This window comes from Caproicibacterium sp. XB2 (genome assembly GCF_044880635.1).
Lineage (GTDB): Bacteria > Bacillota > Clostridia > Oscillospirales > Acutalibacteraceae > Caproicibacterium > Caproicibacterium lactatifermentans.
On sequence record NZ_CP173227.1, the window covers coordinates 1,723,554 to 1,737,737 of the forward strand.

Sequence of the window (14,184 nt, forward strand, 5' to 3'; positions counted from 1 at the left end):
ATAATATTCATCACGCAGTATTCACATACTTTGAACATAATAGATACTGCAGAAAGGAAATCACCCGAAATCCCTTTTAGGAAGGAATGAGTTCCATGAATGATTTCAATGATAATCAAAACAACAATATGAAAGATGACAAAAGTTCTATGAATAATGCGGAAAGAAATGCCAACTCTACTATTGGAAGCGGTACCCAGTGGGATGGAGAAAGTTATCACTCCGGACCTGTTCGCCCCGGCAATGACAGTTCTTCTGCACAGTGGCAGAACAGCAGCTACACTTCCGGATACAATGCCCCACCGAATAATCCCTATGGCAGTACTTCTTCCGGCAGCGGGTACCAAGAAGAACCTGTATGGCACCAAACCACATGGGAACCGCCGCAGTACCATGACCCCGGGCAAAAACAAACGCGCCGCAGCAAGCGGAAAAAGGAACACGGTGCAACCCCCACTTGGGCGCGTGTGGTGGCCTTTATCGTTGGTGGATTCCTAATCTCTGCCTGTTCCATCGGTGCGTTTGTCGGTTTGGTAAACAACGGTACCATCAAGTTTGGCACTTCCGGTTCTTCCGGTCCCGCATTTGCCATTACCAAACTGATTGACAGTTCCAGCTCCAGCAGTGCTTCCTCCAGCACCGGCAGTACCAAACTTCTGACCAAACAGGAAGTCTGCAAAAAGGTGATTCCCAGCGTTGTTCTGGTACAGAACTACCAGAAGGCCTCCAGCCGACTGGACTTTTCCGGTACAACGGACGGCAATACCAGCAGCCAGAAAAGCGGCGCAGCCACAAACAACACCGGCTTTTTTGACTTTGGTGACGACAATGGAAATAGGAACACCAGCAGCGGCAGTACCAGCTCTGACTCTGGTGACAGCATCTCCCCTGCCAGCGAAGGCTCCGGCGTTATTATCAGCAGTGACGGCTACATTATGACCAATGCCCATGTGGTGGACAGCGCCAGCGCACTGAAAGTTGTCCTCAGCAACGGCAAAAGCTATGAAGCCAAACTGATTGGCAGCGACGCCGTAACGGACCTTGCGCTGATTAAAATTAGCGCTACCGGCCTGACCGCTGCGGAATTTGGGGACAGCAGCAGCCTAAAAATCGGTGACGAAGTGGTCGCTATCGGAAACCCCGGCGGCAGTGAGCTGGTTTCCAGCGCTACATTCGGCAACATTTCTGCACTGAACCGTACCATTACGGACAGCGACACTGGCTACACCCGTGAATGCATCCAAACCGATGCAGCCATCAACCCCGGCAACTCCGGCGGTGCACTGGTTAATATGTACGGACAGGTGGTCGGCATCAATTCCAGCAAATTGACACAGGTCGGCAGTACTTCCGCTGAAGGCCTCGGCTTTGCGATTCCTATCAACGAAGCTCAGCCCATCATCACCAGTCTGAAACAGTACGGCTATGTAAAGGACCGCGCTATCCTGGGCATCAGCGGCCGTATGATTGACAATGTAACTGCACGCATCTACGGCATTTCCAACACTGGATTCGTCATTCAAAAAATAACGAACCCGGAACTGACCAAAGCTGGTGCCACTGTTGGCGATATTATCACAAAGATTGACAACACGACGGTGACCTCCAGCGGCACCATTACCACAGTGATTTCCAAGAAAAAGGCCGGCGATACCGTAAAATTGACGCTGGTCAGTCTGCAGACGGGCAAGAGCAGCACCATTTCGGTGAAGTTGATTGCACAGACCGGCAAGAGTTGAATTTATTTGCTTACAAGTATTTTTTCATAAATTTCTCCTCTCTCCTGAAAGACAGCCTGAAAGTTTAGGCTGTCTTTCTTCTTTATGCAAAAAAAGCCTACCGGCGTTTTCCACCGATAGGCTCTCGTTTTCATTCATTCTTCCGTCTGTGCTATTTTATCCGGTTCTTTCTTTTCCGCGGTCTGCGGCATTTCCTGCTCCGGTTTTATCAGCCTGCCGTGCATCTTTGGCATGGACAGCTGTTTCAGACGCGGACGCATTTTTTCCTGTGCAGCCGTCATGGCAAAATGCTTCTGTGACGCACCCGCGCCGGACATCAGACCAAACATCATTTCGCAGGATTCTTCAATGCTTGGCTGCTCATCAAAACGCACCAGCAACTGCTGCAGGTCATGATAAAAGACAAATTTAATCACACGCGTAAAAGGCGTCTGCAAAAAGGCAGCATACAGCTTCAGCACTGGCCGGTCGTCTTCATCCGTTGTCAGATACACAGAGCATCCCACTGGATACGTTTCACCGTTCACGGTCATTTCGCTGCGAAACGGCTCATTCTCCAGTCCGGCTGTCAGTACAGTATCCTCCCCGCCGCTGCGAATACCAATATGGCACATTCCCGGTGTAAACCGGAACGAAAAGGCCTCTATTGTCGGCGGATAATTGTTGATAAACGCTTTCAGTGTCTGCGGCATAATGGTTCCATAGCCGCTTTCCAGCCGATAGCTCTTTCCCTCCAGCGACAGCGCCAGCGGTGGAACGGTCCGCCGCAGCTGCGGTGCCGGCTGGAACGGCGGCCATATCGGTTTTTTCGGCTGCGGCGGTATAGTCTGCTGAACGGCATACAGGTGTGCCAGTGTATCTTCCAGCTTGCGCAAAGCATGCAGATTGTTCGGCAGCGGTTCATCATGGAAGCCCTCGGCATCTTTTGCAAAGTACTTTTCAGTAATCGTACTGGCTTCATCTGTTACAAAGGTTTGGCTTCCGCTAGTCATGGCCACAACTGCATCCAAATGCGGCAGAATAAACACATGCTGTCCAAACAATCCACTGTACTGATAAGAATGACCTACTGGAAAACTCCATAGCTGATAGCCGTACCGGTCATCGCGGGAGGCACCGTCTGTGCGGACGGTTTTTTCAATGCTGTCCCGCACCCATTGTTCCGGCACCAGCTGGCGGTCACCCTTTGCCGTATGCCACAGGCCCTGCTGCAGGTACAGCTGCCCCAGCTTCGCCATATCTACTGAGCGCAGATACAGCCCCCAACCGCCTTTTTCAATGCCCATCGGGCAGGTTTCCCAGCGCGGACGGGGAATACGCATGGGCGTAAACAAACGCGGCATAAGGTAATCGACCAGTGATATACCAGTCATTCTGTGCAGCACTGCGCTGAGCATATACGTATTCATGCTGTTATAGTAAAACTCGCTGCCCGGCTCAAAGATACATTCGGAAGAAAGATAACCGCGCACCCAGTCGCGGTCCGTCACGCTAAACAGTTCATTGTATTTGACACCGGCTGTCATCTGCAGCAGGTTTTGAATCGTCACATTGGAAACATGAGAGTTGTGGAAAAAGCTGCGCTCATCCGGAAAGAAATCAACCAGTTTGTCTGTCACGGACAGCCGGTTCTCCGACACCGCCATTCCGACCGCCATGCCTACCACGCTTTTTGCGGCAGAAAACTGCATATGCGGAAAAGCAGCCGTGTATGGCTTAAAGCTGGCCTCAGCAATCAGCTTTCCGTGACGCATCACCGCAACGCTGTGTACATGAATGCTTTGGCAGTCCCGCAGCGCCGTAAAAAAGCCGTTCAGCCATGCACTCTCCACTCCCTGTGCTTCCGGCGTACTGGTTTCCAGGCCATACAGGGAGCGGTCCGGCAACGGCTTTTCACGGTACGGTTCAAACGGATACGGCATACACCGTTCCGGGTTGCCCTGCAGAATGCTGAGCATCAAGTTCATTGTTTTCATCTGTGATACCAAATCGACAATCATGGCTGCTCCTTTCCGCTGAACGCATGGTTGACAGCCTGCTGCAGGTGAAATTTGCGGCGCAGACGCAGCCAAAGCTGCGGCAAAAGCTGCATGAGGTATTCCGGTTTATCCGGCAGCAGTGCCACTGCCTGCTCCCGGCTTTCCACCAGCCATCCGCTGCACTCGTTCCCCTGCAGCACCAGCACTCCCTGTGGGCTGTCATCCAGCAGAGGAACGCCCAATGCCTGAAACAGCGGCTGGCCAAAGGAAGGTCTGCCGCTGTGGGATGGACCAACCGCACAGACCATCCGGTTCTGTTTCAGCAGCTGTCCCAGACAGGCCGTCTGGCCCGCTTCCTGTGCGGTGCGGACCTGTGTCAACAGAAAGCCGCTGTTTTCCAGCAGTTCCTGGCAATAGGCGGTGCGGCGGGCACCACAGAAAAGTACTGCGGTCTTCATGGCAGATTCCCCCCTTCGGGACAAAGGTTATTATTGGCTGTTCTTATTCTATCATTTTTTTGCATAAATGGAAACCTGATAATTATTTTTGTGCAGTACGAGATGGAAATTCACTGGTCCGATCCCAGCCACGGCTGTCCATTGGCATCTGGAACAGTCTGCGCCGCAGCAGGTCCAGCGCATTGCTGGCTGCCCGGTGACGCAGGTAGTTGCGCTCTTTACGGCCGCCCTGGCCGTCCATGGTGCGTATCCATGTGTGTTCGCCATCGTCCAGCGCAATGAGGATATAGCCAACCGGCTTTCCCTCGCTGGTCTTGGGACCGGCTACACCGGTAATGCCAATGCCAAAATCAGCGTGTGCTTTGCGGCGTACGCCCTGTGCCATGGCGGCAGCCGTTTCCGGACAGACAGCGCCCTTTTCGGCCAGCAGGTCCGCCGGCACCCCCAGCAATAGATTCTTTACTTCATTGGAGTAGGTAACAAGGCCCATGTGAAACACCTGAGAAGCACCGGAAATATCCGTAATGCGCTCGGCCAGCATACCGCCGGTACAGCTTTCCGCCGTTGCCAGCAGCTTTCCCTGCCGCTGCAGTTCACGCACAACCACGACTTCCAAGCTGTCAACATCGGTCCCATAAACATAGTCGCCCAAACGGCGGCGGACCTCGTCTGCCAGCGGCGCACACAGTGCCTGTACCTCTTCCTTTGTCTTTGCCTTGGCGGTCACCCGCACATACATCTCGTCTTCCAGCGCATAAGTGGCTGCTGTGGGGTTAGCCCCCTGCACAAGGTCATCAATCTTTTCGGCGGCGCTGCCTTCTCCAATGCCAAATGCGCGGATATTGGTGCTGGCAATTACGCCGTCCACCCACTGTGCAAGATACGGCAGTGCGTAAGTCTGCAGCATGGGAACCAGTTCCCGCGGCGGGCCTGGCAGCATTAAGAGGACTTTTCCTTCATCTGTTGTAAAGCCGCAGCCTGGTGCTGTACCGTGGTCGTTCGGGAAAATCGTACAGCCTTCCGGCAGCATTGCCTGGTTCATCTGGCTGTGGCTGCAGGTTCGCCCGCGAAAATAGGATGCCAGCCTATGGCAGGTATCCTCGTCGCGTACCAGCTTCCGGCCGGCCGCAGCCGCACAGGTCTGCTTTGTCAAGTCATCCTCGGTAGGTCCAAGGCCGCCGGTTGCCACAACAATGTCGCTGTTTGCCAGTGCGTTTTTCAGGACTTCCGCCAAACGGTCGGAGTTATCCCCCACAACGCAGGTAAAGCGGATATCAAATCCCATCTCCGCCAGCCGGCGTGCCACATAGGCGGTATCAGAATTCACAACCTGCCCCAGCAGCAGCTCGGTACCAACACTGATAATCTCTGCTTCCATGGTCTGCCTCTTTTCTTAATTGGTTACCGCGGCTGCACCACACGCAGCGACGCATTCTGTATACATTCCTGCACCAGTGCCTCTACGTCCAGCAGCTGTTCCGCCCGCTCCAGCTTATCCTCGTGCGGTTTGGTGCAGGGGTGCTTCGGCGTAAAGACTGTGCAGCAGTCCTCATACGGTTCAATGGAAATATCGAACGTGCCAATTTTCCGCGCTGTATCAACAATTTCCGTTTTATCGGAACCGATAAGCGGCCGGAACACCGGCATGGAAACACAGGCGTCTGTGCAGCAGATGGCCTGCATGGTCTGACTTGCCACCTGCCCCAAACTTTCGCCGGTAATCAACGTCAGGCAGTCATTCTGTACAGCAATCTGCTGGGAAATGCGCATCATAAAGCGGCGCATCAGCAGTGTAAAAAGGTCCTCCGGACACTTGTCGCGGATTTCCTCCTGTACATGGGCAAAGGGCACCGTGTACATAGGAATGCGTCCCGCATAGCTGCTGACCTGTGTTAATAGGTCCACCACTTTCTGCTCCGCGCGCTCGCTGGTGTACGGTGGGCTTGCGAAATGGACCGCGGTCAACTCCACGCCGCGGCGGGCCATCCGCCACGCGGCAACCGGGCTGTCAATGCCGCCGCTGATGAGCAGTGCGGCTTTTCCGCCGGTTCCCACTGGAATACCGCCGGCGCCCCGTTTAGGATTGCTGTGAATATAGGCACCAAAGTCACGGACTTCCACATAAACGGCCACGTCCGGATGGTGTACATCCACCTTCAGGTTTGGAAAATGTTCCAACAGGCAGCCACCCAGTTCGGCGCATATCTGCGGCGATTTGATTGGGAATTTTTTATCGGAACGTTTGGCTTCCACTTTAAAAGTATGCGCAGCCAACAGTTCTCTGCGCAGATAGTCTGCGGCGGCCAACTCTATTTTATCCATATTCTTTGGCGCAACGCCCGCACGCACATAGGTGGCAATGCCGAATACATGACCCACACGGTCCATTGCCTCGTCCATATCCACTTCTTCCCGCGGCATGACGGTTACAGCAGACTGGCGGGAGCGTATGTCGAACTTCCCCAGCGGTTCCAAATGATGCCGGAGATTTTTCAGCAGAGTATCCTCAAAGGCGCGGCGGTTCAGGCCCTTCAGCACCAGTTCCCCAAGTTTTATTAAAATAATTTCTTTCATACGTATCTTTTCATTCCTGTCTTTATTTTTTAATCGTAATAATAATATAGAAAAGTCAGGCCTTCTGCAAAGTGCGAAGCCCTTCCTGCAGTGCCTGCAGGAAGGCGTCACAGTCCGCTTTGGTATTATAACGGCTGAAGCTTACCCGCAGTGCGGAATCAATGCGCTCCGGCGACAGCTGCATAGCCGTAAGCACATGGCTCTTGGCCCCTTTGGAGCAGGCGGAGCCGGAAGAAACATACACGCCGCGCTCCGAAAGGTAGTTCAGCATGGTTTGTGCCTTTACCCTGCCTGCGGAAAGGTTCAGCACATAGGGCAGTGCGTCCTCCGCACTGTTGATAACGACCCCCGGCATATTGGCAAGCTGTTCACGCAGGTATGTATTTAGACCGGCAATTTTTTTCCGCTCCTCCTGTACGTCCGGCAGCGCTGCACAGGCCGCGCCAAATCCGCAGAGTGCGGGCATCGGCTCGGTGCCGGGGCGCATATTCTTTTCCTGTCCGCCGCCGAAAGTGCGCGGTTGAATGTGGACACCCTTCCGAATAAATAGTGCTCCTACGCCCTTTGGACCGTGTATTTTGTGGGAGCTGACGGTCATCAGGTCTATTCCACGGCGGCCGGGGCGCAGTGGCAGTTTGCCGAATGCCTGTACCGCATCTACGTGCAGAAGCGCCGGCGCACCGGCACGGTCAATGGCAGCACGTGCATCATCTATTGGCAAAATGCTGCCGACTTCATTGTTCACTGCCATCAGACTGACCAGAATGGTGTCCGGCATAACCGCATCATACAGTTGCTGAGGGGAAATATGGCCGGTGCTGTCCGGCTGCAGATAGGTAACCGTAAAGCCCGCCTGCTCTAGCTGCTGCATAGGCAGCAGCACACTGGGGTGTTCCACCGCCGTGGTGACAATGCGTTTACCGCGCCGGCAGCGGGCCTTTGCGGCACCGAAAACGGCCAGATTATTGCTTTCCGTTCCGCCGGAAGTAAATGTAATCTCCTCCGGACGGGCGGAAAGCGCCGCTGCCACCTGATCCCGTGCGGTTTCCCGCGCACGCTCGGCCGCAAAACCCAGCGTGTGCAGGGAAGAAGGGTTGCCGTATGTCTGCATCATGGCGTTCAGGACCACCTGCACCGCTTCGTCACAGACACGTGTTGTGGAAGAGTTATCCAGATAAACCTGCTGCAAAAAAGAAAACCTCGCTTTTTGTGCCCGCCGCGGCGGGCTTTTGTACAGAAACAGCGCCCCTCCACCCTGCTCTAAAAAGGCAGCAGCAGGCAGGGGCGCTGAAAGGCCCGGTCAGGCCTGATGATTTCCTGTTTCCTGTGAATGATACCGGTCATACAAACTTTGCATCAGCATAAAGATATTCTGAGCGGATTTGCTTTTGTCAAAGGCAACACAGGCCTGCCGCATCTGTTTCAGCTTCCGCGGTTCTTCCAGCAGTCCGGCAATCTGCTGAGCTGTATCCTCATGCTGGTCCAGCTTGATTGCCATGTGGTGGTTTTGCAGGAATGCGGCGTTGTCCTCCTCCTGCCCGGGAATTGCGTCAAATACCGCCATGGGCAAATCACTTGCCAATGCTTCACTGACCGTCAGCCCGCCCGGCTTGGTAATCAATAAGTCGCTTGCGTGCATATAGTCTTCTACTTTGTTGGTAAAGTAGACCAGCTTCGTCTTTTTACCGCTGTCCGGTACGATTTTTTCAAATTCGCTGTAAAGCCGCGCGTTCTTTCCGGTAATGACAATCATCTGAAAGTCCATGTCCAAGTGACACAAATCCTCATAAATGCCGATAATGCCTGTTACGCCGAAAGAACCTGCCATGAACAGAATCGTCGTTTTGTCCGGGTCCAGCTGAAAGCTGCGGCGCAGTGCCGCACGGTCACTTTTTCGGAAGAAGTTGTCCGTAACCGGAATGCCGTATGGAAACACGATTTCCGGCGGAACGCCCATTTCCTCCATTTCCGGCACCATATCCTCATTGCTCACAACATAGGCGTCTACATCGGGGGCAATCCATGCCTGATGTGGGCCATAGTCCGTCATCAGGCACAAAAGCGGCACCTGATAACCGTTTTTCTTCATGCGGGAGACCATCTCGGTTGCAAAGGGGTGTGTACTTAAAATGACATCCGGTGCTACCTGCCGAATGGCCTGTGCCAGCCGGCCGCTGTGCTGGTAGTTAATCTGGAACATCATGCCTTTCATAGGGGAAGGTTTGTTGGTTGCACGGTACAGCCTGCCGAATGTCTGTGGTGCACGTCGGCACAAAAGGCGGTATCCGTCACAGCAGGTGTGGTCCAGCACTGGGCCAATCTCTTTCAGAGCATCCAGAACTACCACCCGATTTCCCTCAGAGTGTTCTGTGATATAAGTCTGCAGAGCATGGGCCGCGCGTCGATGTCCGCCGCCGGTTGCCGCTGTTAAAATCAGAATCTTCATTCTCTGCTCCTTCTTTCCGTGGTATAGGGGCCGTGTTCATTTATTTTTAAGTATACCATATCATCGGGCAATTTTCTATGGATAATGGAAGAGAATCTGACTGGCAAAGTGTTTTTCCTGTTTTGCTGTGCCGCGGCGGGTGTACAGCGGCTTTTCCTTTACAAGATACACCGAAACCGGTATAATACAAAATGGAAAAACAGAAAAATTTCCTGTCTTTTTACACGGCGGGTAAAAAATAGATGGAGGCATCGCCCATGTACCGATACAGTGAAGACCCACAGTCCAAACAAAAAAACAAAAAAGTTGTCCTTGCCGTCGTTCTGGTTGCAGCAGCGGCGGCTGCTGCCATTTTCATTCTTGGGAAGACTACATTCCGTCACACTGTACAGCCGACCGCTTCCACCTCTGGCAACACCTCTTCCACACAGCCAGTCTTCGGCAGTGTAACGGTGGAAGGCATATCCCTGAAGGGCATGACTATGGCACAGGGGCGCAGCGCTGTGCTGGAACAAATGGAGAAAAAGGACACGGCCCGTACCTATACTCTGACCCATGGGGAAAAATCCTATACACTGAGCGGCAAGGACCTGCACATTTCTTATAATACCAATGCCGTGCTGCAAAGGGCAATGCAGGCTGGCACTGCATCTTCCACCACATCATCGGCTTCTTCTGCCTCTTCTGACACAGAATATCGTCTGACGCCCACTGTCGACCAAACCAGCCTGCAGGCAAAGCTGGAAGACCTGACAAAGTCCGTAAACCACAGCGCAAAGGAACCAACCATCCGCTCCTTTGACGGCAGCGGCTTTTCCTTTACAGAGGGTACCCCTGGCGTAAAGGTCAGCAACTCTGCCCTGCTGAAAAAAGTGTTGGATGTTATTCCCACCTCTGACTCCGCCACAATCTCCATTCCAACCGAAACAGTGGACTGCACTAGGACTATTGATGATTTGCGGCAGCATATTGTCAAGCTCGGCAGCTTCACAACCATTTCCCGCAACACGGAAAACGGGACCTATAATATGTCCAAAGCACTGCGCGCAGTCAACGGCACTGTTGTTCCCGCAAACGGCACTTTCTCGTATCTCGGCACCATCGGTGAAGCCGGCCAGTCGCAGGGCTACAAGCTGGCAACTGCACTGGAAAACGGGCAGGCCGTTCAGTCCTACGGCGGCGGCATCTGCCAAGGCAGCACAACCATTTACGGCGCTGCCATGCGCTCCAACTGCGGCATTGTGGAACGCAGCCCGCATTCCAGTCCCTCCTCTTATGTGCCCATTGGACAGGACGCCACCGTATCCTTCCCCGGACTGGACTTTCGGTTCAGTAACCCGACAGATTATCCTATGTACATACAAAGCGGTGCGGACGGCCGCACCATGTACTGCACAATTTATGGCTATAAGAGCAGCACATGGGATACGATTGAAGTTAGTTCTAAGCTGACACGCGGGACCGTGGAAACTGGACGTTATGCCACCTGCACCCGCACATTCTACAAAAACGGCAGTGCGGTCCGCACCGAATCCATGCCCAGTTCCTATTATCCGCCGCACACCACTACGCAAACCGCCGGCTCTTCCTCTTCGTCGAAAAAGGCCACTTCCAGCAAGGCTTCCTCAACAGCGTCGTCCACTCTTTCGAGTAAGCCGTCATCTGCATCGTCAAAAACGGCGTCTTCTTCCTCATCTTCAAAAAAACCGTCCTCCTCCAGTAAAGCTCCCCGCTGAAAGGACAAACGTCCGCCGAATTTTTTCGGCGGACGTTTGTCCTTGTGGATTTTCTATTCGGGCTTGACTTTTGCAGAAAAATTTGTACAATGAATTTGTGTACACTTTTATGTGTACTTTCTAAAACTTTACAGTAAAGGGAGGGGAACGAATGGCCGAATTGATGCAGAACCCAATTATCAGCGTCATTGTTCCGGTATACAACGTCGGCAAATACATTGGGCAGTGTTTAAATACTTTGACACACCAGACCATTTCGGTTCCCTACGAGGTTATCGCCGTAAATGATGGTTCCACCGACAATTCCCTATGCATTCTCGAACAATACGCTGCGGCAGACAGCCATGTGCGCGTCATCAATCAGCCGAACGCGGGCGTTTCCGCCGCCCGCACCGCGGCACTGAAAGCCTCCCGCGGCGAATATCTGTGCTTTGTGGACGGCGACGACTATGTTGCCGGAAATTACTTAGAGCAGCTGTACCGTGCCTGCACCATCAACCACGCGGACATCTCCTGCTGCTATTATTACTGGCACATCGTGTGCAACGATGTCCTTTTTGAATATCCATTCCACTGCCGCGGTGTCTACAACACAGAGGATTCACTGAATATGCTGCTGCGTGACGTATTGATTCAGTCTTTCCTTTGGTGTAAAATGTACCGCCGGGAAATTTTTATAAAATCCGGCGTTCGTTTCCCCAAGATGTGCTTTGAAGACCTCGCCGTACTGCACCAGATTTTTGCACAGGCAAAGCAGGTTGCCATTATTGACGAACCGCTTTATTACTACAATCTGCACGGTGACAGCACCCTCGGCTCTATCAGCCCTCAAAAGGTAACGGACTATATTCGCGCCATTGCCATGATTCGCGTGGCACTGCAAAAAAGCGGCCGGTTCGGGGTTTTCCGTGACAGCTATCACCATCTGGCACGAAAGACACGGAATAACTGCTATTATTATGTCGCAAAAATGCACTTGCTGAACAAAGATATGCGCGGGTACGCTTCGGATATGCTGTTTGTACGGCGCGCTATCAGCCTATGCTGCAAGGACGACTTCAGCGTCGCCGAGCTGGAACGGCACCTGCCCCGGCTCTCCCGAAATCAACGACGCCGTCGGGAAGGTTTTGCCCGCTGACTAATTTTTTCACGCCGACCGGCGTAAACGCTTTTAAAATGGTTACACTTGCAAATAAACAGGCAGCTGCCGCTGTGCGGTTTTCCGCAGGCTGCAGCGCCTTTTTCTTTATTCACCTGCCAACGAAAGGGGAGGTTCTCCCAACATGATAAAACTGCAAAAAACAGATTCCGCTGCAGTCCCGTCCGACGGCTTTTTCCGTACCGCGGCGGCTACACCAGTCATTCGAGTTGCCAACTGTGAAGAAAACGCGCAGGCAGTCTATCAGCAGATTGCGGCCTGTGCCGAACACAATGTAGGTGCCGTGGTATTTCCGGAGCTTGCGTTGACCGGCTACACCTGCGGTGACCTGTTCCATGACTGTACCCTGCAGAAAGCCGCAGAAAATGCCCTCGCATGGCTGCTGAAAAAAACCGCTTCCCTGCCCATTCTGTTCGCCGTAGGTGTACCGGTTCTGCACGGTGCCTCCCTGTACAACTGCGCGGCTGTGTGCTGCGGCGGCAGACTTTTGGGACTTTCCGCCAAACGCTTTTTGCCGAATTACAGTGAATTCTATGAGCAGCGCTGGTTTACGCCTGCACCGCAGACACCGCTTTCCGTATCTTTTGCCGGCCAGGAAACAACACTTGGCTCCGGTCTGCTGTACACCTGCCATGAACTGCCGGAATTGGTTATCGGTGTGGAGATATGTGAAGACCTATGGGTACCCGCACCGCCGAGCATTGCAATGGCGCAGGCCGGCGCTACGGTCATATTCAATGCTTCAGCCAGTGACGAAGTCATCAGCAAGGCGGAGTACCGGCAGGACTTGGTGCGCGGACAAAGCGCACGCCTGTACTGTACCTATGTATACGCGGACGCCGGTGAGGGAGAATCGACTACGGACCTTGTCTTTGCTGCGCATAATCTGATTGCCGAAGGTGGTTCCGTGCTGTCGTCCTCCCCGCTGTTCCAAACAGGCATTCTCACCGCGGACACCGATTTAGAGCGCCTGCTGCAGGAACGCCGGCGCACCACCACCTGGCAGGACGTTCCCGCGCCGGCTGAAACGGTCATTCCGTTCTCCTTTGATTACGCCTTTGACCGGCAGCACCTGCAGCGGCGCTTCCCACGAACGCCATTTGTTCCAGAAAGCACAAAAGACCTCGCTGAGCGCTGTGACCGTATTCTTTCTTTGCAGGCAAACGGCCTGAAAACGCGCCTGAAGCATACCGGCATTCGGTCCGCTGTTATCGGTATTTCCGGCGGACTGGACTCTACCCTTGCACTGCTGGTAACGGTGCGCGCTTTTGACCTACTGGGTCTGCCGCGCAGCGGCATTACTGCCATTTCCATGCCGGGTTTTGGCACCACCGGCCGCACCAAAAGCAACGCCGAGGGACTTTCCCGTGCGCTGGGCGTTGCCTTCCGTGAAATTCCCATCGGCGCCGCTGTTCATCAGCATTTTGCGGATATTGGCCACGATGAAGCAGTGCAGGACATCACCTACGAAAACAGCCAGGCACGGGAACGCACGCAAATTCTTATGGATATTTCAAATCAGTCCGGTGGATTGGTTATCGGCACCGGTGACCTTTCGGAGCTGGCGCTGGGCTGGGCCACCTATAACGGCGACCATATGAGTATGTACGGCGTAAACGCTTCCATCCCCAAAACGCTGGTGCGCCATCTGGTGCGCTACGCAGCGCAGGCATTCGGCGGTGAAATCAGCCGTATCCTGCTGGACGTACTGGACACACCAGTCAGTCCAGAACTTCTGCCGCCAAAAGACGGTAAAATCGCCCAAAAGACGGAAGAGGTCGTCGGTCCTTATGAACTGCACGACTATTTTCTGTACTATATGCTTCGTTTCGGCTTTTCGCCGGCAAAAATATACCGCATGGCCGCGGACACCTTTGCCGGTATCTATTCGCCGTCTGAAATTTTCCGCTGGCTGAAAAAGTTCTATCAGCGCTTTTTCCATCAGCAGTTCAAGCGCAGCTGCCTGCCGGACAGCCCCAAAGTCGGTACCATTACGCTTTCACCCCGCGGTGACTGGCGTATGCCAAGCGATGCCAGTGTTCACCTATGGATGAAAGAACTGGACAAGCTGGCCGATACCCTTTCCCTATAAC

The 14,184-nt window shown here is 53.6% G+C and carries 10 protein-coding genes; 4 read left to right on the plus strand and 6 right to left on the minus strand.

Translation table 11 applies throughout. The features are described 5' to 3' along the window. The first annotated feature begins 95 nt into the window (after positions 1-95). Complete coding sequence (locus ACIHKT_RS08640) at positions 96-1,739, plus strand: S1C family serine protease (protein WP_404352327.1); 1,644 nt, start codon at positions 96-98, stop codon at positions 1,737-1,739. 134 nt (positions 1,740-1,873) lie between these two features. On the opposite strand, the gene ACIHKT_RS08645 is transcribed toward ACIHKT_RS08640, so the two are convergent. The 6 genes from ACIHKT_RS08645 to ACIHKT_RS08670 all read right to left on the minus strand — a co-directional run bounded on the left by ACIHKT_RS08645 (position 1,874) and on the right by ACIHKT_RS08670 (position 9,196). Beyond that, entirely contained in the window at positions 1,874-3,739 is a 1,866-nt protein-coding gene (locus ACIHKT_RS08645; RefSeq protein WP_086036593.1) for a serine hydrolase domain-containing protein, read from the minus strand. Beyond that, the gene (locus ACIHKT_RS08650; RefSeq protein WP_404352329.1) at positions 3,736-4,176 is read right to left on the minus strand and encodes a hypothetical protein; all 441 of its coding nucleotides are present in this window, start codon (positions 4,174-4,176) and stop codon (positions 3,736-3,738) included. Before ACIHKT_RS08650 ends, ACIHKT_RS08645 begins: the two co-directional genes overlap by 4 nt. 82 nt (positions 4,177-4,258) lie before the next feature. Beyond that, positions 4,259-5,554, minus strand: a complete 1,296-nt coding sequence (locus tag ACIHKT_RS08655) for a competence/damage-inducible protein A (RefSeq protein WP_086036595.1) — start codon at positions 5,552-5,554, stop codon at positions 4,259-4,261. A 23-nt stretch (positions 5,555-5,577) separates the two neighbouring features. Further along, on the minus strand, positions 5,578-6,750 hold the full coding sequence (thiI, locus tag ACIHKT_RS08660) for a tRNA uracil 4-sulfurtransferase ThiI (protein ID WP_086036596.1): 1,173 nt from the start codon (positions 6,748-6,750) through the stop codon (positions 5,578-5,580). 55 nt (positions 6,751-6,805) lie between these two features. Further along, on the minus strand, positions 6,806-7,939 hold the full coding sequence (locus tag ACIHKT_RS08665; protein ID WP_086036597.1) for a cysteine desulfurase family protein: 1,134 nt from the start codon (positions 7,937-7,939) through the stop codon (positions 6,806-6,808). A gap of 111 nt (positions 7,940-8,050) precedes the next feature. Next, positions 8,051-9,196 carry an MGDG synthase family glycosyltransferase gene (locus ACIHKT_RS08670; protein ID WP_086036598.1) on the minus strand — a complete coding sequence of 382 codons (1,146 nt, stop codon included), beginning with the start codon at positions 9,194-9,196 and terminating at the stop codon, positions 8,051-8,053. A gap of 257 nt (positions 9,197-9,453) precedes the next feature. Between ACIHKT_RS08670 and ACIHKT_RS08675 the strand changes: the two genes are divergently transcribed. The 3 genes from ACIHKT_RS08675 (at position 9,454) to ACIHKT_RS08685 (ending at position 14,183) form a co-directional block, all read left to right on the plus strand. After that, complete coding sequence (locus ACIHKT_RS08675; protein WP_174403043.1) at positions 9,454-10,932, plus strand: VanW family protein; 1,479 nt, start codon at positions 9,454-9,456, stop codon at positions 10,930-10,932. A 151-nt stretch (positions 10,933-11,083) separates the two neighbouring features. Further along, positions 11,084-12,070 carry a glycosyltransferase gene (locus tag ACIHKT_RS08680; RefSeq protein ID WP_174192766.1) on the plus strand — a complete coding sequence of 329 codons (987 nt, stop codon included), beginning with the start codon at positions 11,084-11,086 and terminating at the stop codon, positions 12,068-12,070. A 145-nt stretch (positions 12,071-12,215) separates the two neighbouring features. After that, a complete protein-coding gene (locus ACIHKT_RS08685) occupies positions 12,216-14,183 on the plus strand; it encodes an NAD(+) synthase (RefSeq protein ID WP_086036601.1) in 1,968 nt (655 codons plus the stop codon). Position 14,184 lies beyond the last annotated feature (1 nt).